Annotated in this window: 22 protein-coding genes; 18 read left to right on the plus strand and 4 right to left on the minus strand. The window is 57.4% G+C overall.

What is annotated here, in order from left to right; genetic code table 11:
- Nucleotides 1-28: 28 nt before the first annotated feature.
- Complete coding sequence (locus AC3CHX_RS09080; RefSeq protein WP_488644774.1) at nt 29-643, minus strand: arylesterase; 615 nt, start codon at nt 641-643, stop codon at nt 29-31.
- Nucleotides 644-764: 121 nt separating this feature from the next.
- Here AC3CHX_RS09080 and AC3CHX_RS09085 point away from each other — a divergent pair, with 121 nt between their 5' ends.
- The 4 genes from AC3CHX_RS09085 to AC3CHX_RS09100 all read left to right on the plus strand — a co-directional run bounded on the left by AC3CHX_RS09085 (nt 765) and on the right by AC3CHX_RS09100 (nt 3151).
- The gene (locus AC3CHX_RS09085) at nt 765-1523 is read left to right on the plus strand and encodes an ABC transporter ATP-binding protein (RefSeq protein WP_488643708.1); all 759 of its coding nucleotides are present in this window, start codon (nt 765-767) and stop codon (nt 1521-1523) included.
- Nucleotides 1524-1575: 52 nt separating this feature from the next.
- Nucleotides 1576-1911 (plus strand): hypothetical protein, encoded by a 336-nt coding sequence (locus AC3CHX_RS09090; RefSeq protein ID WP_488643709.1) that lies wholly within the window; start codon nt 1576-1578, stop codon nt 1909-1911.
- Between the two features lie 70 nt (nt 1912-1981).
- Complete coding sequence (locus tag AC3CHX_RS09095) at nt 1982-2149, plus strand: hypothetical protein (RefSeq protein ID WP_488643710.1); 168 nt, start codon at nt 1982-1984, stop codon at nt 2147-2149.
- An 87-nt stretch (nt 2150-2236) separates the two neighbouring features.
- Nucleotides 2237-3151: a LysR family transcriptional regulator gene (locus tag AC3CHX_RS09100; protein ID WP_488643711.1), complete on the plus strand. Its 915-nt coding sequence runs from the start codon at nt 2237-2239 to the stop codon at nt 3149-3151.
- Nucleotides 3152-3159: 8 nt separating this feature from the next.
- Here AC3CHX_RS09100 and AC3CHX_RS09105 read toward each other — a convergent pair whose 3' ends face one another.
- Nucleotides 3160-3585: a thioredoxin family protein gene (locus tag AC3CHX_RS09105; protein ID WP_488643712.1), complete on the minus strand. Its 426-nt coding sequence runs from the start codon at nt 3583-3585 to the stop codon at nt 3160-3162.
- Nucleotides 3586-3728: 143 nt separating this feature from the next.
- Between AC3CHX_RS09105 and tsaB the strand changes: the two genes are divergently transcribed.
- The 4 genes from tsaB to AC3CHX_RS09125 are packed head-to-tail and all read left to right on the plus strand — an operon-like array spanning nt 3729 to nt 6832.
- Entirely contained in the window at nt 3729-4433 is a 705-nt protein-coding gene (gene tsaB / locus AC3CHX_RS09110) for a tRNA (adenosine(37)-N6)-threonylcarbamoyltransferase complex dimerization subunit type 1 TsaB (protein ID WP_488643713.1), read from the plus strand.
- Complete coding sequence (gene rimI, locus AC3CHX_RS09115; RefSeq protein ID WP_488643714.1) at nt 4430-4915, plus strand: ribosomal protein S18-alanine N-acetyltransferase; 486 nt, start codon at nt 4430-4432, stop codon at nt 4913-4915. The genes tsaB and rimI overlap by 4 nt, the downstream gene beginning before the upstream one ends.
- Nucleotides 4912-5811, plus strand: a complete 900-nt coding sequence (locus AC3CHX_RS09120; RefSeq protein WP_488643715.1) for a uracil-DNA glycosylase — start codon at nt 4912-4914, stop codon at nt 5809-5811. Before rimI ends, AC3CHX_RS09120 begins: the two co-directional genes overlap by 4 nt.
- Nucleotides 5792-6832 carry a DUF1853 family protein gene (locus AC3CHX_RS09125; protein WP_488643716.1) on the plus strand — a complete coding sequence of 347 codons (1041 nt, stop codon included), beginning with the start codon at nt 5792-5794 and terminating at the stop codon, nt 6830-6832. The genes AC3CHX_RS09120 and AC3CHX_RS09125 overlap by 20 nt, the downstream gene beginning before the upstream one ends.
- A gap of 44 nt (nt 6833-6876) precedes the next feature.
- Here the strand turns inward: AC3CHX_RS09125 and lplT are convergent, their stop codons facing one another.
- Nucleotides 6877-8139, minus strand: coding sequence for a lysophospholipid transporter LplT (gene lplT, locus AC3CHX_RS09130; RefSeq protein WP_488643717.1), 1263 nt, complete (start codon nt 8137-8139; stop codon nt 6877-6879).
- Nucleotides 8140-8355: 216 nt separating this feature from the next.
- Here lplT and alr point away from each other — a divergent pair, with 216 nt between their 5' ends.
- From alr to fghA, 4 genes are all read left to right on the plus strand, one after another.
- Nucleotides 8356-9444, plus strand: coding sequence for an alanine racemase (gene alr / locus AC3CHX_RS09135; protein ID WP_488643718.1), 1089 nt, complete (start codon nt 8356-8358; stop codon nt 9442-9444).
- Between the two features lie 6 nt (nt 9445-9450).
- Nucleotides 9451-10824 (plus strand): DNA repair protein RadA, encoded by a 1374-nt coding sequence (gene radA / locus AC3CHX_RS09140; RefSeq protein ID WP_488643719.1) that lies wholly within the window; start codon nt 9451-9453, stop codon nt 10822-10824.
- Between the two features lie 68 nt (nt 10825-10892).
- Entirely contained in the window at nt 10893-11999 is a 1107-nt protein-coding gene (locus tag AC3CHX_RS09145; RefSeq protein WP_488643720.1) for an S-(hydroxymethyl)glutathione dehydrogenase/class III alcohol dehydrogenase, read from the plus strand.
- A gap of 4 nt (nt 12000-12003) precedes the next feature.
- Nucleotides 12004-12852: an S-formylglutathione hydrolase gene (fghA, locus tag AC3CHX_RS09150; protein WP_488643721.1), complete on the plus strand. Its 849-nt coding sequence runs from the start codon at nt 12004-12006 to the stop codon at nt 12850-12852.
- A gap of 10 nt (nt 12853-12862) precedes the next feature.
- On the opposite strand, the gene AC3CHX_RS09155 is transcribed toward fghA, so the two are convergent.
- Nucleotides 12863-13906 (minus strand): GlxA family transcriptional regulator, encoded by a 1044-nt coding sequence (locus tag AC3CHX_RS09155; RefSeq protein WP_488643722.1) that lies wholly within the window; start codon nt 13904-13906, stop codon nt 12863-12865.
- Nucleotides 13907-14255: 349 nt separating this feature from the next.
- On the opposite strand from AC3CHX_RS09155, the gene AC3CHX_RS09160 reads away from it, so the two are divergent.
- The 6 genes from AC3CHX_RS09160 (at nt 14256) to AC3CHX_RS09185 (ending at nt 21095) form a co-directional block, all read left to right on the plus strand.
- Nucleotides 14256-15206 (plus strand): choline ABC transporter substrate-binding protein, encoded by a 951-nt coding sequence (locus tag AC3CHX_RS09160; RefSeq protein ID WP_488643723.1) that lies wholly within the window; start codon nt 14256-14258, stop codon nt 15204-15206.
- 113 nt (nt 15207-15319) lie between these two features.
- Nucleotides 15320-16210 carry a 3-dehydrocarnitine:acetyl-CoA trimethylamine transferase CdhC gene (gene cdhC / locus AC3CHX_RS09165; protein ID WP_488643724.1) on the plus strand — a complete coding sequence of 297 codons (891 nt, stop codon included), beginning with the start codon at nt 15320-15322 and terminating at the stop codon, nt 16208-16210.
- 129 nt (nt 16211-16339) lie between these two features.
- The gene (locus tag AC3CHX_RS09170) at nt 16340-17305 is read left to right on the plus strand and encodes an L-carnitine dehydrogenase (RefSeq protein WP_488644775.1); all 966 of its coding nucleotides are present in this window, start codon (nt 16340-16342) and stop codon (nt 17303-17305) included.
- A 1-nt stretch (nt 17306) separates the two neighbouring features.
- Entirely contained in the window at nt 17307-17801 is a 495-nt protein-coding gene (locus AC3CHX_RS09175; RefSeq protein WP_488643725.1) for a thioesterase family protein, read from the plus strand.
- Between the two features lie 97 nt (nt 17802-17898).
- The gene (locus AC3CHX_RS09180) at nt 17899-19026 is read left to right on the plus strand and encodes a porin (protein ID WP_488643726.1); all 1128 of its coding nucleotides are present in this window, start codon (nt 17899-17901) and stop codon (nt 19024-19026) included.
- A 98-nt stretch (nt 19027-19124) separates the two neighbouring features.
- Nucleotides 19125-21095: an acetoacetate--CoA ligase gene (locus AC3CHX_RS09185; RefSeq protein ID WP_488643727.1), complete on the plus strand. Its 1971-nt coding sequence runs from the start codon at nt 19125-19127 to the stop codon at nt 21093-21095.
- Nucleotides 21096-21097: the final 2 nt, after the last annotated feature.

Below are 21097 nucleotides of genomic sequence, written 5' to 3' on the forward strand. Positions count from 1 at the left end.
ACTTTGGAAAACAAGCGGATGACAGTGTTTATTTTGTTGCCGGCGTCGTCGTTTTGATTAAGGGTTCCAACTTCTGCCAGACGTTATTCAATATGATCGGATGCGCTTGCGCGATCGGGTGAATGCGGTCAGCCTGAAACAACTGGGGTTTATCGGCGACACCTTCCAATAGAAACGGCACCAGCGCCACCTTGCTCTGTTTTGCCACGGTTGAATATATACCGAAAAATTTCTCTGTATAGTCGCGCCCATAGTTAGGCGGGATACGCATGCCGACCAGCAGCACTTTGGCACTGGCTTTTTGTGCCGCGGCGATCATCGCACGCAGGTTGGCTTCGGTGGCTTTCAGTTGCAGACCACGTAGTGCATCATTCGCCCCAAGTTCGATGATGACGATATTCGGGCGTTGCAGCAGCAGCGCCGGGAGACGGGCATAGCCGCCGCTGGTGGTTTCGCCGCTGATACTGGCGTTGGTGATGTTGAAGTCGATATGCTCGGCCTGCAGGCGTTGCTGTAGCAGGGCGACCCAGCCGCTGCCGCGAGCCAGACCATATTCCGCTGATAGGCTATCGCCCAACACCAGAACCGATTTTGATGCAGAATGGGCGCTTGTTGCCGGTAGCATACCGAACACGCCGAGCATGCCAGCCAGCAAAACGCTGCGGCGCAGGGTGTGGTTGACTTTGCCTGGTCGACCTGGCTTAAATGATGGCTGCCCGCGCCAGCTCCGAATAATATTTTCGAACTTCCTGCCGATAAACTGCATGCCGATATCCCCTTCGATTGATTCTTGCAATGTGCAAGCTACCACGCCAGCCGCCGACTTTGCGGTCGTTGCGCAAAACCTGACCAAGCGGGTTGCCGACGCCAGCGGTCAGCTGGTGATACTGAACGACATCAATTTTACCGTTCGGGCCGGCACTACGCTGGCGATTGTCGGCGCTTCCGGGTCTGGCAAGTCGACCTTGCTGGGACTGCTGGCCGGTCTGGATACCCCATCGAGCGGCACCGTCAGGATTGATGGTGTGGATATTTTTGCTTTGGATGAAGACGGGCGTGCCGGTGTGCGCAAGGAAAAGCTCGGTTTCGTGTTCCAGTCATTTCAATTGTTAAGTCATTTGAATGCGCTGGAAAACGTTATGTTGCCGCTGGAGTTGCGCGGTGATGCCGATGCCAAAGAAAAAGCGCAAACCATGCTGGGCCGCGTCGGGCTGGCAAGCCGCCTGCGTCACTATCCAAAATACCTGTCCGGCGGCGAGCAGCAGCGGGTCGCGCTGGCACGCGCTTTTGTGACGGAGCCACCGCTATTGTTTGCTGACGAGCCTACCGGCAGCCTGGATGCCGCCACTGGCGATGCGGTGATTCAATTGATGTTTGACCTGAATCAGGAGCGCGGTTCGACGCTGGTGCTGGTAACGCATGACAGCTCGATTGCGATGCAGTGCCGGCAGACGATAACGATTGCTGCCGGACGTTTGCTGCATCCCGGTGACACTACGCCTAGCGAAGTGCAAATTTTTTGATGCCGGATCGCGGGATGAGGTTAAATATTCGAAAACAGAGGGAGAAAAACACATGGCCGATTGGCTTCCGGTAGCAAAAGCGATTCTTCCCTACCTCGGTGATATCATCGCCGTCGCCAAGCCGGCTTTTACCAGGCGCAAGGGTAGCAGCGCAGCCAGCCAGATAGAGATTTTGCAGGAGCAGGTGGCCGAACTGCAAAATGCCTCACTACAGAATATTCGAGACGTCAAGGCGCTTGCCGAACAATTGAAAACGGCGGTTCCGGCGCTCGAACAGGAAGTGTTGGCAGCGCAGGCAAAGGTGCGGTGGGCCAATGGGCTAGCAGGCATTTCCCTGGTGTTGGCGTTGATAGCGTTGGGTGTGGCCGTGATGGCGTCGCTGCGCTAGCTGAAGCTTCCATCCGGCGGCAGCATTGGGGAATACTATTGGCGCCCACCAGATATGTCGGAAGATCACCATGCGAAATCAGCCAGTGCAGAAAAAAACGCGTCGTCGCTGCCTATTCGGCGGTCTCGGTGCGGGCGTCGGAGTAACGGCGGCGTTAATCGGCGGCTGGGGTGTCATGCCGCCACGCCGGCGCTTGAATAGTGCTCACTCTGTTGCATTCTATGCATTGTTGATGTGAAATTAAATTCCGACGATGGCATACATGGTTGCTGTTGATGAAATTCTCGACGTGAGAGAATCGGTGAGATGAAGGGTTAGCCAGGATATGGATCGTTTACAGTCGATGCGGGTTTTTTCAAAAGTGGTGGAGCAGGGCAGTTTTGTCGGTGCCGCGCAAGTCCTTGAGTTGTCCAACGCGGTCGTCACGCGCCACGTCGCGGATCTGGAAAACCATCTTGGCACGCGCCTGTTGAATCGCTCCACGCGCAGAATGTCATTGACTGAAACCGGGCAGGCTTACCTCGAGCGTGTGCGCAGCATTCTGGCCGAGATCGACGAGGCCGATGCGATTGCTTCAGCGCTGTCCAAAAAACCGGCTGGAACCTTGAATATCTATTCCCATATTGGTTTCGGACAAACGCAATTGGCACGCTTGCTGCCGCAATATTCGATGCAATATCCGGACGTGATGCTGGATGTGACGATGTCGGATCGCACTGTTGATTTGGTCGAGGAAGGTTTTGATGTCGGTATTTTTACTGTGCATCAGAAGTTCGATGTCAGCATGGTGGCGCGTCAGTTGGGCATTGCTGAAGTGTTATTGTGTGCATCGCCTGATTACATACGGCAGCACGGTGCGCCGCAACTGCCGGAAGACCTGATGCAACATGCATGCTTGAATTTTGCTCTGGAGCATCTGCGCCATCACTGGAGCTTTCAGTCGCCGGACGGCGTGTCCACGGTACCGATTACCAGCAAGGTGGTGTCGAATAATACGGATCTGTTGCGCCACTGCGCCCTGGCCGGAATGGGCATTGCCATGCGCAGTTCCTATTCGCTCGGGGATGATCTGGTGACCGGCAAGCTGCTGCGCTTATTGCCAGAGCATCAAATCAGCAAGGTCTCGGTGCAATTGGTCTATCCAAGCAGGCGTCTGTTGTCGGCCAAGGTACGCAGCTTTGTCGATTTTATGATGGCGCAGTTCCCGCATCCGGATCGCGATCCCTGGTTGGCTGCTTAAGTGGCTGTTTAAGCCGATTTCTGTAGCCGTAATAGCAAATTGCCGTCGCTTTGCCATTTGCGGCGTTCCGCGCTGCTGTGCGCTTCAGCAGCCAGTTCGGCCGGGCTTTTTTGGTATTGCGCCAAAAATATTCTTTCGGCCAGCCTCAGGTCAAGTTCAACCGGGCCCAGAAACGTCACAATCTGGCCACGCTGAATCAGCAAGGTAGGGAAATTATCGACGTCGAGGTCGTCCATCAGGTCGGCCTGATCCTCAATGTCTATCCAGACAAACCGGATATCCGGGTGCCGTTGGGCCAGTAGCGCAAAGTTGGCCTGGTATTCGCGGCAACTACCGCACCAGGCGGCACACAGACAAGCGACCACCCAGCCGTCATCGGCCAGAATCTGGGCGAGTTGCGGGCGATTGTCATTATCGATAATCAAAATGGACATGGGCGCATTTTACCGTGACTAGGCGTCGCCAGGGCGCGCAGCCGACAGTTTACGGTGGCGCATGATGTCGTTCCGGCAAATTAATTCAGCCGTCACTGTGAGAACCCTGCGCTAGCACGGCCTGGCGCGGTAAAATACGGCCTATGCCGATTATTCTTGCCATCGAAACCTCCACCGAGCTCGCCTCCGCTGCGCTATTGCGCGACGGTCGGGTAATTAGCCGCGAATCTGCCGGTGTTCAAACGCATTCGCAAACCATCCTGCCGATGGTGCAAAGCCTGTTGGCAGAGGCCGGTATCGGCCTGGCACAGTGCGATGCGCTGGCATTCGGTGTCGGTCCCGGTTCGTTTACCGGCGTCCGTACCGCTTGCGGCATTGTGCAGGGACTGGCGTTCGGCGCTGGCTTGCCGGTGTTGCCGATAGTGACCCTGGAGGCAATGGCGCAGGCTTGTCATGAGGCGCATGGTGCGACGGAGGTCTTGAGCGTGCTGGATGCGCGCATGGGCGAGGTGTATTGGGCACAATACCGCTACGCCGATGGGAGCTGGCAAGTTGTGGTTGAGCCAACGCTGTCGGCGCCCGCGCAGGTATTGCCGCTAAACAGCGTGCTGGCCTGTGGCAACGGCTTATCTGCTTATGCGGAACTGTTTGCTGCCGCGGCATTTGCCACGGATGCCAAACCTGCGCTGATGCCGCATGCGCGTCAGATTGCACAACTTGGCTTGAAAGCGTTTCAGCAAGGATCAGGTTTGCCTGCAGCGGAGGCGCAGCCACTTTATCTGCGCAACAAGGTGGCACTGACCACGGCTGAGCGTACGGCTGAGCGCGCCGCCAAGGTGTCAGCATGAGTGCCAGTCTAGGCGCGGTAAGTACGCTGGCCTTGCCGCTGTCTTTCGCACCCATGTCGATTGACGACCTGGATCAGGTGGTGGACATCGAAAATCGGGTGTATTCGCATCCCTGGACTTACGGTAATTTTGTCGACTCGATCGATAGCGGCTATCAGTGCTGGACCCTGCGCGATGCCAGTCAACGGCTGATCGGCTATTTTTTTGTGATGTCAGTGGTCGATGAAGCGCACTTGTTGAACATCAGCGTTCACGGCGATCTGCACGGGCACGGCATCGGCAAGCAGCTGCTCGACAAGGTCGTGACGCTGGCGCGGGAGCATGCCATGACATCGGTGTTGCTGGAAGTGCGGCCATCGAATCAGCGTGCGATCAGGATTTATCAGCGCTATGGCTTTGTTGAAATCGGCATACGACCGGCATATTATCCTGCTGCCGGCGAGAGCCGTGAAGACGCAATCGTGATGAGGCTGTCGCTATGAATACGCTGGCACGACGCGCGGTTTTCATGGATGAGTGCGGCGTAGGCCCGCTCTGGGTGCGTCGGTATATTCAGACTGCAGAGCAAGTAACGCCGGCGGAGATGTCGGTGGCGGTGCCGCCTGCGCCTGCGGTAATCGAAGTCGAGCCGTCAACCAATACTGTGCCAACGCCAATACCAAAGACAGCGCAGGCCTTGGTAGTCGACGCTGCGATGTCAGCCTGGGAAGATACGGCATCGGAGGCGCCTGTTGCGACGCCCAAGCCGGTTCTGCGCAGCGTTGCGTCCGAGACCGCAACGCCATTGGCGAATCCGGCAGGTATGGACTGGCGGCAGTTGAAGGCCGCAGTAGCAGAATGCACCCGTTGCGGCTTGTGCCATGGCCGTGAGCATACTGTCTTCGGTGTTGGCGACGAACGCGCCAAATGGTTATTCATCGGTGAAGGGCCGGGTCGTGTAGAGGATCAGCAGGGCGAACCATTTGTCGGGCCTGCCGGCAAGCTGCTCGACAACATGCTGGCGGCAATGGGCGTCAGGCGCGGTGAGAATGCCTACATTGCCAACATCGTCAAATGTCGTCCGACCGACGACAACGGCCGTGACCGGCCGCCATCGGCGCAAGAGGTTGCCGCATGTCTGCCATATCTGCAGCGTCAGATCGCGCTAATTCAGCCCACCGTATTGGTCGCGCTGGGTAAGACGGCGGCATTGTCGCTGCTGGCACTCGACCCGATGACACCGGTCTCCAAACTGCGAGGAACGATACATCGCTATGCTGACCTGCCGCTGGTGGTGACTTATCACCCGGCATATCTGTTGCGCAAACCGGCAGACAAAGCCAAGGTGTGGAGCGATTTGTGCCTGGCGATGAGTAGTTATGCGCCCGCCGCCGAATAAGCTTTCCCAGGCTGTTCCGCAAGCATCGCCGGGTGCGCTGGGTGCTTTCCAGGCGCAATTTCATGAGCGCTGGAACCACCTCAATGATCCGCACGTGCGGGCACTCGCATGGTTGCTGGATGCGCCCGATTTGCTGGATCTGCATGCGCCGCAATGGCAGGGCAAGGTCGCCCATATCGCCGCTGCAGATGATGGCGAGTATCAAAACACGGCCACATGGCTGCAAGCGCTCGATAGCGAACCGGAACAGCGCCTGGCCTTGCATGCGTTTATCGGCAGTCTGTTGTCGACCCGTCTCGGCTTGTATGCCGAAAAGCTGATGGCGTTTTATTTTCAGCAACAGCAGATGCTGGTAGCGCATGGCTTGCAGGTGAGAGCCGGAAACGGTGGCACGGTCGGTGAGTTTGACTTCCTGTTGCGACAGCCGGGCGGACTGGTGCATTGGGAGTTTGCGACCAAATTTTATTTGCTGGAAACCAGTGGCGCCAGTCTTGTCGCCGATGACTTTGTCGGTCCCAATCTGTCGGATTCGCTAGGTGAAAAAATCCAGAAAATTTTTCGTCGCCAATTGGTGTTGTCCCAACATCCGGCTGCGCAGGACTATTTGACCGAGCCGGTGGTGTCTGCACAAGCGCTGGTGAAAGGCTGGCTGTTTTATCAGGATCAGGGATTTGTTGTTCCGGCCGCGCTCGGTGTGTCGGATAGACATTGTCGCGGTTATTGGTGTCCGTTGTCGTTGATGGAGATCGATGAGGCTGCGCACTATCTGATTCTGCCAAGGCTGCGCTGGCTCGCGCCGGCAAAGGCGATGCTTAAAGATGCGCTCAGCGGTGCCGAAGCGCGGCAGGCCTTGCAGGCGCATTTTGCGCATGACCGCGCGCCGCTGATGCTGGCAACACTGGGCGCATATGGTGACGAGGGGCTGGAGCTTAGACGCGGATTTGTGGTGCCGGACGATTGGTCTGCGCGCGCCGCCGCAACGCGACGCCTGGCGACGGTCAAGATCGCGGCCGCTGCCTGATCATCCTGCCGGCCTTCATCATTCCGGGAGGCCTACACAACCGTTTAGTGCTTCCGTTCACCGATCAGGGCCAGCGAATCATGTTCTCGTTGATTTGCAGCGTGCTTGCGCATGACCAAAAACATGGTCCCGGCAACGAACAGGCCAAACATGATGATGACCAGATTGACGTTCATGTCCAGCTTTACCATTAGCGCATACAGCACCAGCATGGTCAGCACCGACAGATTTTCATTGTAATTTTGTACGGCGATCGAGTGACCCGCACTCATCAGGACGTGGCCGCGATGCTGCAGCAGGGCGTTCATCGGTACCACAAAATAGCCGGACAGGGCGCCGATCAGCACCAGCAACGGATAGGCGATCCAGATCGAGTGCACCAGCGTCATGGACATCACCACCAGACCCATCACGATACCCATCGGCATCACCGACAATGACTTCTTCAATGGCACGAAGCGGGCCGCCGCAATGGCGCCGAAAGCAACGCCGACCGCTACCACGCCTTGCAGAATGGCGGCTTTATCGAGCGGCATATGGAGCGATTTCTCGGCCCATTTGAGAACGATGAATTGGAGTGTCGCTCCGGCACCCCAAAACAGCGTCGTGACGGCGAGAGAAATCTGCCCCAGCTTGTCTTTCCACAGGATGCTATTGCACTTGGCAAAGTCGGCGACCAGCTTGATCGGGTTGCGCTCCTGATGCGGATAACGTACGCAGGTGTCGGGAATCTTCAGATTGAACATGGTGGCGACCACATACAGCACAGCGATAACGCTGAGGGCTGCCTGGGTCGGTGTATTCGGACTCCAGTTCAGTACCGGCACATGCAGCGTCAGGAGAACGGCGGATACGTGCGGGTTGACCAGCGCGCCACCCATCACTGTGCCAAGAATGATCGAGGAGACCGTCAAGCCTTCGATCCAGCCGTTGGCGGCGACCAGTTTTTCGGCGGGTAACAGTTCGGTCAGAATGCCGTATTTGGCCGGGGAGTACGCCGCCGCACCGAAGCCGACCATCGCGTAGGACAGCAGCGGATGCACGCTGAAAAACATCATCACGCAACCCAGGATCTTGATCATGTTGGTCAGGAACATGACGCGGCCCTTAGGCAGCGAATCGGCAAACGCGCCGACAAAAGGCGCCAACAGCACGTAAGACAGGACAAAAAACAATTTGAGTAACGGCGTCATCCAGGTCGGTGACGACATTTCTATCAATAACGCAATCGCCGCTATGAGTAGGGCGTTATCGGCCAGCGAAGAAAAAAACTGCGCCGCCATGATGGTATAAAAACCGCGATTCATTCGCATCTTAAACTGTAACTTAATGTCCCCGGCATGCTTTATACCATGAAAATATGAGCGCTCAGCGATTAAGGCGGCATGTCATTCCAAATGGTTAGGGAGAAGTTTGATCTGACGCGATTTGGTTAAATGCACTGGAGAGGTGTGCGATGATTCGTGTTGGCGTCGCATCCGGTAAAATAGTGCCTTCATCAAAATTCATTAGATAAAATCCTCATGCCAAGGCCAATCGTCGCGACTATTGATATTTCCGCTCTTCAACATAACCTGCGCATCGCCAAGTCACGGGCGCCGCATTCCAAAGTCTGGGCAGTACTTAAGGCTAACGCATACGGACATGGCCTGGAGCGCGGGCTGCGCGGCTTCGCCGAGGCCGATGGCCTGGCATTGATCGAGCCGGAGTATGCCGTGCGTCTGCGCGAACTTGGCTGGCAAAAGCCGATTTTGCTGCTGGAAGGGTTTTTTGATGCTGCCGACCTTGAGGCCGTCGTCGCGGCGCGGCTTGAAACTGCCGTGCATTGCGTTGAGCAGATCGCATTGCTTGAGCAATTTTTGCCGGCGCAGCAGATGTCGTCCAAGCTGAACGTGCATTTGAAAATGAACAGCGGCATGAACCGCCTGGGCTTCCCGCCCGAAGCCTACCATGCTGCCCATGAACGTCTGCGTGCGTTGCCGCAGATAGGCAATATTACGTTAATGACCCATCTTGCGAACGCCGACGATCCGCACAACCCGGGACTGCCGTTACAGCAACAGGTTGCGCGCTTTGAGCGCGGGATCGCCGGCCTTCCTGGCGAACATAGCATCGCCAACTCTGCCGCCGACCTGATGCATCCCGAATTGCGCTCCGACTGGGTGCGGCCCGGTGTCATGCTGTACGGTGCGACACCCGGCGGCGATACTGCGGAATCGTTCGGCTTGCGCCCGGCAATGACGTTGACCAGCGAGATTATCGGTATTCAGAAAATTGCCGCAGGCGAAGCGGTTGGCTACGGCAGCCGCTTTGTGTCGGCCGAACCGATGACGATAGGCGTGGTGGCCTGCGGTTATGCCGACGGTTATCCGCGTCACGCGCCGACTGGCACGCCGGTGCTGGTCGACGGTGTGCGGACCGGCACGGTTGGACGCGTATCGATGGACATGATTTCGGTCGATCTGACGCATATTCCCGGTGCCCGGGTCGGCAGCCAGGTCCTGTTGTGGGGCCAGGGCTTATCGGTCGATGAGGTGGCGCACGCCGCTGGCACTATCGGCTATGAGTTGCTGTGCGCTGTCGCGCTTCGGGTCCGGATCGCAGAGGCCTGATTTCAGATGGCCAAAGCGAAAACCAACTATACCTGTTCCGAATGCGGCGGCGTCGCCAACAAATGGACTGGGCAATGCCCGGCCTGCGGTCAGTGGAATACGCTGGTGGAAACCATCATCGAGGCCGCCGGCAATCGCTTTTCAAATCAGCATCAAGGCTTGGCGCAGACCGCGCCGGTGGTCAGTCTGGCGGAAATCGATGCGATCGATGTGCCGCGTTTCGGCACCGGCATCGAAGAATTCGACCGCGTGCTCGGCGGTGGCCTGGTGGCCGGCGGCGTGGTGCTGATCGGCGGCGATCCCGGCATCGGCAAGTCGACCTTGCTATTGCAGGCGCTGGCGAATCTGTCGCGCATCAAGAAAGTGTTGTACGTCAGCGGCGAAGAGTCCGGTGCGCAAATCGCCATGCGTGGCAAACGGCTTGCGGTGGATGCCAGGGATCTCAAGCTGCAGGCGGAAATCCAGCTCGAAAAAATTCTCAATACCTTGTTCGAACACAAGCCGGAAGTGGTGGTGATCGACTCGATTCAGACCGTGTATTCCGATGCGCTATCCTCGGCCCCCGGCTCGGTGGCGCAGGTACGCGAATGCGCGGCGCAACTGACGCGCGTCGCCAAGCAGTCCGACATCACCATCATCATGGTCGGCCATGTCACCAAAGAAGGGGCGTTGGCCGGGCCGCGGGTACTCGAGCATATTGTCGATACCGTGCTGTACTTTGAAGGCGACACTCATTCCAGCTTCCGTCTGGTGCGGGCGGTCAAGAATCGTTTTGGCGCGGTCAATGAGCTGGGTGTGTTTGCCATGACCGAAAAAGGCCTGAAGGGTGTGTCGAATCCTTCGGCATTATTCCTGTCGCAGCACGATGTCGCGGTAGCGGGTTCGTGCGTGATGGTGACGCAAGAAGGCACGCGCCCGTTGCTGGTGGAAATCCAGGCCCTGGTCGATGCGTCGCATTTGCCGAATGCGCGTCGTCTGTCGGTCGGTCTGGAACAAAATCGACTGGCCATGCTGCTCGCCGTCTTGCATCGCCATGCCGGGATCGCGGCGTTCGATCAGGATGTTTTCATCAATGCGGTGGGCGGCGTCAAAATTACCGAGCCCGCGGCCGATCTGGCGGTATTGCTGGCGATTAATTCATCGATGCGCAACAAACCATTGCCGCGCGGCCTGGTGGTGTTTGGCGAAGTCGGGCTGGCGGGCGAAATCCGGCCCGCGCCGCGCGGCCAGGAGCGCTTGCGCGAAGCGGCCAAACTGGGATTCTCGATGGCGATGATTCCCAAATCGAACGTGCCGAAACAAAAAATCGAAGGTTTGACAGTCATCGGTGTGGAACGTATTGACGACGCGCTCAGCAAAATACGCGACGCCGGAGAATAGGCATGGCAGGGAAAAAACCTGAATAATTGCCCCTAGCATTTAAGTTAATCAACGCCAAAGGACAAGACATGAAAACCAAAGCAGCCGTAGCCTGGAAAGCCGGACAACCATTGACCATCGAAGAAGTCGAGCTGGGCGGGCCGCGCGAAGGCGAGGTGCTGGTTGAAATCAAGGCCACCGGTATTTGCCACACCGATTACTACACCTTGTCGGGCGCCGATCCTGAAGGAATATTCCCCGCTATCCTGGGCCACGAAGGTGCCGGTGTGGTGCTCGAGACCGGTCCCGGCGTCAAGAGTCTGAAGAAAGACGATCACGTCATTCCGCTGTACACGCCGGAATGTCGCGAATGCAAATTCTGTTTGTCGCGCAAGACCAATCTGTGCCAATCGATCCGTTCTACCCAGGGACGCGGCTTGATGCCGGACGCCACCAGCCGCTTCTCGATTGATGGCAAGCCGATTTTCCATTACATGGGTACCTCGACGTTCTCGAACTATATCGTGGTGCCGGAAATCGCCCTGGCCAAGATACGCTCAGACGCGCCATTCGATAAAGTTTGCTACATCGGCTGCGGCGTCACCACTGGCGTTGGCGCGGTATTGTTTACCGCCAAAGTGGAAGCCGGAGCGAATGTGGTGGTGTTCGGTCTGGGCGGGATCGGACTGAATGTGATCCAGGCGGCACGCATGGTCGGCGCCGACAAGATCATCGGGGTCGACCTGAACCCGGCGCGGGAAGCGATGGCGCGAAAATTCGGCATGACGCACTTCATCAATCCAGGCAAAGTGGAAAACGTTGTGGATGCGATTATCGGCCTGACCGACGGCGGCGCCGATTACAGCTTTGAATGCATCGGCAACGTCAATACCATGCGTCAGGCACTGGAATGCTGCCACAAGGGCTGGGGGCAATCGATCGTGATCGGGGTGGCGGCGGCGGGGCAGGAAATCAGCACGCGGCCGTTCCAGCTGGTGACCGGCCGGGTCTGGAAGGGCTCGGCATTCGGCGGCGCGCGCGGGCGGACGGATGTCCCGAAAATCGTCGACTGGTACATGGAAGGCAAGTTGAACATCGACGACCTGATTACCCACAAATTGCCGCTGGAACGGATTAACGAAGGCTTCGATTTGATGAAGAGCGGCGAATCGATTCGTTCGGTGGTGGAGTTCTAGGGCCATGACAATCGAACGCATCAGCGAACATGGCTGCTTCGGCGGCACCCAGGGGTTTTATCGACATGTCTCGAAAGAGATCGGTCTGGCGATGCAATTCTCGGTATTTCAACCGGCACAGGCGAAATCCGGGCCGGTGCCGGTGTTGTTTTTTCTGGCAGGCCTGACCTGTACCGAAGAAACCTTCATGATCAAAGCCGGCGCGCAGCGTTATGCCGCCGAGCACGGCATCATGCTGGTGACGCCGGATACCAGTCCGCGCAATACCGGTATCGATGGCGTCGCAGAGAGCTGGGATTTCGGCAATGGCGCGGGCTTTTATCTGGATGCCACTCAGGCGCCGTGGTCTGCGCATTTCCGGATGTATTCGTACGTGGTGCATGAGCTGCGCGCGACGATCCTGACGGAATTCCCGGCACGCGCCGATCGTATCGGCATCTTCGGCCATTCGATGGGCGGCCATGGCGCACTGGTGCTGGCGTTACGCAATCCCGACATTTATCGTTCGGTGTCGGCATTCGCACCGATTGTGGCGCCAAGTCATTGTCCCTGGGGGCAAAAGGCTTTCGGCAATTATCTGGGAGCGGATCAGTCTGCCTGGGGTCAGTACGACGCCACCGCGCTGATGCAAACATCGCATATGCCGTTCCCGCAAGACATTCTGATCGATCAGGGCTTAAGCGATAAATTCCTGGATGTGGAGTTGCTGCCGGAGCGGTTCGAGGCCGCATGTCGGCAAGCGCAGCAAGCGCTGACTTTGCGCCGCCATCCCGGCTACGATCACGGCTATTACTTTATTTCGACGTTCATGGAAGATCATTTGAAATTCCATAGTCAGATTTTGCACGCGTAGTCTGGCCTCATCAACGTGCTTCCGCTCCGGCGTTGTCGTTGCGGTCGTGTTTCGGACTGCGCCCGAAATGCGTGCGATAAGCGCGCGAGAAATAGGACGGCGATTCAAATCCGCAGGCCACGCTCACCGCCATAATGCTCATCTCGGTCTGGCGCAGCAATTGGCGCGCCTGATCCAGCCGTAAACAGAGGTAAAAATGGTTGGGCGTATCTTTCAGGTGCGTACAGAACAGGCGTTCCAGCTGGCGTCGGGTCACACCGATGGACGCCGCCAGCTGGTCGCTGGAGAGCGGTTCTTCAGTGTGCTGTTCCATCACACTGATGACCTGTATGGTTTTCTTGTTGTGGATGCCATAGCGTGCCGTAATCTGCATGCGCTGGTGATCCGACTGGTTGCGTATCCGGCTCAGCACAAATTGTTCGGAGACCGTGGTCGCCAATGCGTGACCGTGTTTGCGGCTGATCAACTCCAGCATCATGTCGATGGAGGCCGTACCGCCTGCGCAGGTGATGCGCCGGTTGCCTATCTCAAATAATTCCTGCGACACCTGCAATGCCGGAAAGCGCTCCTGAAAGGCGGCTACCGCCTCCCAGTGCAGCGTGATTTTCGATTGCGGGTTTTCCTGCTTGTTTCCTTGATCAAACAGACCGGCTTCCGCCAGCACGAAGCAGCCGGTGTCGATCGCGCCCAAGGTCGCCTGTTTGCGTTCCAGTCCGCGCAGCCACGTGCCGATTGCCGCCGAGTAATGCTCCAGCGGATTGAAGCCTGCGATCACGAATACGGTGGCGGCGTTGCTGACGCTGGCAAACGCGGCATCGGCGTTGATCGACATGCCGTTACTTGCGGCGACCGGACCGCCGTCTATACTCAGGATATGCCAGCGATATAAATTCCCCCCAGGATTGCTGCCAAAGCGATTCGCCACCCGCAACGGCTCGAGCGCCGACACAAAACCCATCACGGAAAACTCAGGCAGCAATAGAAAGTAAATGTCCTCCGGCTCAGGTCGCCGGGCAGGCGCAAACGTCAATATGGCGGGAGCGGAATTATTCATAAGGCCTGAGTTGAGGTTGGATTCTGGTGGTCTGCTAATACAAGCTACCGTTCGGTTGTTGCATGGCCTAGCCAGATTACGACATATTTTAGCCAGATTCCGACTGCCGCTGTCCGTGGGCCACCTATTTGCGGCGAAGGTCGCCTCAACCCTACGAAAGGTCGCAATTGGTCGATTTGCGCCAGATTGCCGCAGGTACATTACTGACAACGGCAATCGTGCGATATCACTCCCGGGAAGCCCCCTTTAAGAGTAGAGGATATGGGAGCTAAACAAGAATGCCCGTCGTACTGACCGTATCCGATCTTGTGTGCCATTACCAAAAATTTCATATTTATCCGGAGACACTATGAAGCCATCTTTTAAACTCGCCAGCTCTTTCCTGTTAGCTGTGCTGGGTGTTATTTCCACATCGACATTTGCGCTAGAGCCAGATAGTTGTCATAACGTTCGCTTCGCCGATATCGGCTGGACTGATATTTCGGCAACGACCGGTGTGGCGGCGACGCTGTTTTCCGGACTCGGTTACAACCCCACCAAGACCATCGTGTCGGTGCCGATTTCGTTTGCCGGATTGAAGAGTAAGCAGCTCGATATCTCGCTCGGTTACTGGAGCCCGGTACAAACGCAAATGGTGGAGCCGCTTGCGAAGGCCAAGAATCTGGTCGTACTGGAACGTCCGAATCTGGTCGGTGCCAAGGCCACGCTGGTAGTCCCTGATTATGTCGCCGAAGGCGGGATAAAAAGCATCGCGGATATCGCCAAATACAAGAAGGAACTGGATGGAAAAATTATCGGCATCGAACCCGGTAGCAGTGCGAACGCCAAGATTCAGGGAATGATCGACAGGAATGAATTCGGACTTGGTGATTTCAAACTGGTGCAATCAAGCGAAGCCGGCATGTTATCCGAGGTCCAGCGCGACGTCCGTCAGAAAAAATGGGTCGTGTTTCTAGGCTGGGAGCCGCATCCGATGAATCTGCAAATGAAGTTGACGTATCTGACCGGCGGCGACACCGTATTCGGCCCGAATTTCGGCGAAGCCAAAGTCTACACGCTGGTGGCCACCGACTACATGGAGCGTTGCCCGAACGCCGGCAAACTGGTCTCGAATCTCGAATTCAACACGGACATGGAAAATCATTTGATGGCGTCGATCATGGACAAAGCCGAACCGAACAGCGTTGCGAAAGCCTATCTCAAGAAGAATCCGCAGTTGCTCGATAAATGGCTGACCGGCGTCAAAACCTTTGACGGAAAAGATGGTCTGCCAGCGGTTAAAAAGTATCTCGGCCTATAGCGATAGGCAGCGCGATCCGCCTGCCTAGCCATAAGCCAATCTCAATCTACACAATCAACCTTCGGGCTAACCAATGCATCAGGTTAGCCTGACCCTGCTTATGGAGTTTTTAAATGAACAATGAAGTGATCGTTACCTGTGCTGTAACCGGTGCCGGCGACACCGTCGGCCGCCATCCGGCGATCCCCGTTACGCCCAAGCAGATCGCTGAAGCGGCAGTCGAGGCAGCCAAGGCCGGCGCCACCGTGGTGCATTGCCATGTGCGCAATCCGGAAACCGGCAAACCCAGCCGCGACCCGCAGCTGTATTACGAACTGGTCGACCGGATTCGTGATTCCGGTGTCGACATGATCCTGAATCTCACCGCCGGCATGGGCGGCGATCTGGAGATCGGCCCCGGCGAAGAGCCGATGCGCTTCGGCGCCGGTACCGATCTGGTCGGCGGATTGACCCGCCTGATCCACGTTGAGCAACTACTGCCGGAGATTTGCACGCTGGATTGCGGCACGCTGAATTTTGGCGATGGCGATTATATCTACGTCTCGACCCCGAACCAGTTACGCGCCGGCGCCAAACGCATACAGGAACTCGGCGTCAAGGCGGAGCTGGAAGTCTTCGACACCGGTCATCTGTGGTTCGCCAAGCAGATGGTGAAGGAAGGGTTGCTGGGCGATGCGCCGCTGTTCCAGCTGTGCCTGGGAATCCCGTGGGGTGCGCCAGCCGATACCACCAGCATGAAAGCAATGGTCGACAACATGCCGCCGGGCGCGATCTGGGCCGGTTTCGGGATCGGCAAGATGCAGATGCCGATGGTGGCGCAGGCGGTGCTGCTGGGCGGCAATGTACGGGTCGGGCTGGAAGACAACATCTGGCTCGACAAAGGTGTGTACGCCAGCAACGGCAGCCTGGTAGAGCGCGCGGTTGACCTGATCGGCAAGCTCGGCGCACGGACATTGACGCCGGAAGAAGGCCGCAAGAAGCTGGGTTTGGTGAAGCGCGGATAAGTGCGCAGGTTCTCAACACCATTGACTGCGCGCCGTGCTTGGTAAGCACAGCCTCATCCGCCTTATTTTTGCGTATAGCCAACATAAACCAACTAGCCTGACGAGGAATTCAAAGTGGCAAACAGTAACATCGCACTCATCACCGACATCAAAACCTTTGCCGCCATCGGCGCCGGCGTCATCGGCAGCGGCTGGGTCGCGCGCGCATTGGCGCATGGCCTGGACGTGGTGGCCTGGGACCCGGCTCCCGGCGCGGAGCAGGAACTGCGCGCACGTGTCGCGAATGCCTGGCCCGCGCTGGAGCGGGTCGGCCTGAAGCAGGACGCATCGCCATCGCGCCTGCGGTTTGTCGCCACCATAGAAGAATGCGTGCAGGACGCCGATTTTATTCAGGAGAGCGCACCCGAGCGCGAAGACCTGAAGATCCGGCTGCATGCGCAAATCAGCGCAGCGGCGAAACCGGGTGCCATCATCGCGTCGTCCACCTCGGGTTTGTTGCCGTCCGATTTCTATAAGGATGCCATCGGGCCGCAGCGTTGCGTGGTCGGCCATCCATTCAATCCGGTGTATTTGCTGCCCCTGGTGGAAGTCCTGGGCGGCATCAATACCGCGCCAGAGGCGATTGACGCAGCGATCCAGATCTACACCGAACTCGGCATGCGGCCGCTGCGGGTCCGCAAGGAAGTCCCGGGCTTCATTGCCGATCGTTTACTGGAAGCGGTGTGGCGCGAGGCCCTGCATCTGGTCAATGAAGGCGTCGCCACCACCGGTGAAATCGATGATGCAATTCGCTTTGGCGCCGGGATTCGCTGGTCTTTCATGGGCACCTTCCTGACCTATACGCTGGCCGGCGGCGATGCCGGCATGAAGCACTTCATGGCGCAATTCGGGCCAGCGCTGGAATTGCCATGGACCAAACTGGTTGCGCCGAAGCTGACCGACGAATTAATCGACCGCGTGGTGGATGGCACCACCGAACAGCAGGGCGGACGTTCGATCAAGGAGCTGGAGCGTTATCGCGACGATTGCATCATCAGCGTGCTCGATGCCGTCACGCATGCGAAATCGCGGCACGGCTTCGAATTCGAGGATTGAAATGAACAACCTCACTGCCACGGCCCATGCCGCACCGCTGACGCTACATCGTGAGCTGGTGCGCTCTGAGTGGGTCGATTACAACGGGCATTTGCGTGATGCGTTTTATTTGCTGATTTTCAGTTTCGCGACGGACGCGCTCATCGACTATATCGGCCTTGATGAAGCCGGGCGGGCGCGCAGCCACAGTTCCGTCTACACGCTGGAAAGCCACATCAATTATCTGCAGGAAGTCAAAGACGGTGCCGAAGTGCGGATCGAAACGCAGTTGCTCGGGCACGATGCCAAGCGCTTGCATATTTATCACGCGATGTATCTGCCGGGGGCTTCGGAGCCGGTTTCGGTCAGTGAGCAAATGTTGCTGCATGTTGACATACGCGGACCAAAATCGGCAGCGTTTGATCCGGAGGTGATGGCGCGTGTGCAGGCGATCGCCGCGGCGCATAGCCGGCTGCCGCAGCCGAAATATGCGGGCAGGGTGATTCGTCTGGCATAAGGCCGGATGGTAAAAGCGCGCGTGAATTTTTTCGCGCATCAGGGCACGCATCAATTCAATTAACCAATTATTAAAAATATTTTCAGGAGACGGAACAATGAAGAAGACACTCATTTTGATGGCATCGTTGGGTGCCTTTTCGAGCATGGCGCAGGCGCAAAGCAATGTCACCATGTACGGTGTCCTCGATGGCGGGATCACCTCCGTCAGCAACGAGGGCGGTGCCCGCAACACCAAATTCGACGATAGCGTCAGTTTGGGAAATCGGCTGGGATTCAAGGGCACGGAAGATCTGGGCGGCGGCACCAAGGCCGTATTCGTCCTGGAGAACGGCTTTCACCTCGGCACCGGGGCGCTGCGGCAGGGGGGCGCCTTGTTCGGCCGGCAAGCCTATGTCGGACTGGAGAATCCATGGGGCGCTCTCACCCTGGGCAATCAATACGACTTCATTGCGGATTACGCCGAGGAATTCAACGTCAGCGCCTACGCCAGCGGTTACGCCATCCACCAAGGCGACTTCGACCGCTTCAATCTTGACCGGCTGAAGAATTCGGTCAAGTTCTCCAGCGCCAATCTTAACGGCTTCACCTACGGCGGCATGTATTCCTTTGGCGAGGTGGCCGGTAACCTGCATGCCGGGAGTGCCTGGAGCGCCGGTGCGCATTACGTCAACGGCCCGTTCACCACCGGCGTCGCGTATACCCGCCTGAATAATCCGTCGGGCGTCGCCGCGCTCGATCCGTTCGCGGCGATCGGCGTCAAATCGTTCCTGGGGCAACAAGTCGCCACGGTGGATCCGGTCACCGGCGCGGTCACCGACTTGTATGCCAGCAACCCGTTCCAGGTCGATAGCCAGGGCATCTTCGCGATCGGTGCGCAATATGTCTTTGGACCATTCGCGCTGATGGGCAACTTCACCGATACGAAATTCAAGGGCTTTGGTCAATCTTCGCAAATGCGTGTGGAAGAAATTGGCGGAACGTATCAGCTGACGCCGGCCATGCTGGGCGTGCTGGGTTATCAGCACACGACGTTTGAAGCATCGCGCTGGAATCAGTTGAGTGCGGGGCTGACTTACAGTCTTTCCAAGCGTACCGCTGTGTATGCCTCGGCGGATTATTTGACGGCATCGAGCAATACCAATGCGGTCATCGGTTATAGCTTCGAGCCATCAAGTACCAGTACGCAATCGGCTGTGCGGATTGGCATGCGCCATAAGTTTTAACAGGTCGCCGGCAATTGCCGGCAGAGAAGCGCCTCGCGGGAAACGCGAGGCGTTTTGACTTGTCGGTGATCTTGCATACTTAGACATGAAGGACAGCAATGAACCAACTTGCCGCATTACCGATCTGGGAACCGAGCGCCGCATGGATTGAACAAGCCAATATGACGGCATTTATGCGAAGGCAACAACAACAGCATGCGCTGCAGATCGGGGATTATGGCGATCTGCATCGCTGGTCGATCCGGAACCCGGAGGCTTTCTGGCGTGCGGTCTCTGACTTTTGCGGCGTCATTGGCGAGGGCTTCGACGGTCCGGTGCTAGAGCGCGGCGCCACGATGAAGGATGCGAAATGGTTTCCTCAAGCGCAGCTGAATTTCGCTGAAAATCTGTTACGCCGGCGCGACGACGGTGTCGCCATCGTGTTCCGGGGTGAATTGCCGGAGCAGCGACGCACGCTGACGTTTTCCGAATTGTACGAGCAGGTGTCGCGCACTGCGCAAGCGCTGGAAAAAACGGGCGTAGGCGCAGGGGACCGCGTAGTCGGCTACCTGCCAAATATTCCTGAAGCAATGATAGCCATGCTGGCAACCGCCAGTTTAGGCGCGATATGGTCGTCATGCTCGCCGGACTATGGCGCCAGCGCCGTGATCGACCGGTTTGGCCAGCTGGAACCCAAAGTCATGTTTACCGTGGACGGCTATCGCTACGCTGACAAGATTCATCTGGTTGGCGATAAAGTGGCTGAAATTGCCGCCGGCTGCGCAGCGCTTCTGCGGGTTGTCGTCATTCCATTCATCGGACCGGCGCACGCTGTTGATCGTCAAGCTGCGCAAGTGTTGTGGTCCGATTATCAGCAGAACACGATTGCCGCTGACATCCGGTTCCGCCGCGTTGCGTTCGCTCATCCGCTCTGTATTCTATTTTCTTCCGGCACTACCGGCATTCCGAAATGCATCGTGCATAGTGTCGGCGGAACGCTGCTGCAGCACCTGAAGGAACATTCCCTGCACGGCGACCTGAAGCCACACGATCGGCTGTTTTATTACACGACTTGCAGCTGGATGATGTGGAATTGGCTGGCCTCAGGTCTTGCGCTGGGAGCGACACTTTACCTGTATGACGGCTCGCCCTTTGCAAGAGATGAGCGCGTATTGCTGGAAATGGTCGAAGAAGAAAAAATCACCCACTTTGGCACCTCCGCAAAGTATATCGATGCGCTAAGGAAAAGCGGCATGCTGCCGAAGGATGCATATGCGTTCGAGGCCTTGCGCGTGATGTATTCAACCGGCTCGCCATTGGCACCGCAAGCCTACGATTTCGTGTATGAAGCCATCAAAAGCGACCTGTGTCTGGCCTCGATTTCGGGCGGCACGGATATCATTTCCTGCTTCGCCCTCGGTTGCCCCATTCTGCCGGTACGTCCCGGCGAACTACAGTGTATCGGTCTCGGTATGGACGTCCGGATAGTCGACGACGACAGCCGTCCAGTTTTCGGTGCAAGCGGCGACATGGTGTGCTGTTCGCCATTCCCATCGATGCCGGTCGGCTTCTGGAGCGATGCTGACGGATCGAAATATCAAGCTGCTTACTTCGACCGTTTCGCAGGAGTGTGGCATCAAGGCGATTTGGCTGAGGTCACGCAGTACGGCGGCATCGTGATCCATGGCCGCTCGGACGCCGTGTTGAATCCTGGCGGAGTACGCATCGGCAGCGCGGAGATTTACCGGCAGGTGGAAGCGCTGGAAGAGGTACTGGATTCCGTTGTGGTTGGACAGGACTGGGGCGGCGACGTCAGGGTCGTGTTGTTTGTCAAGCTGAAGCCGGGCATGGTGCTTGACGCCATGCTCAAGGCGCACATTATCCGGCAGATCCGCAGCAATACGACGCCGCGTCATGTGCCTGCGGTGATCCTGCAGATCGCAGATATTCCCAAAACCAGGACCGGCAAAACGGTCGAGCTCGCGGTGAGGGATGTGATCAACGGAAAAGAGGTGAAGAACAAGGAAGCCCTCGCCAACCCCGAATGTCTGGTGTTGTTCTCCGGCTTGCCCGAGCTGACGGCGGACTAACT

The organism is Glaciimonas sp. OK215, from assembly GCF_057787885.1.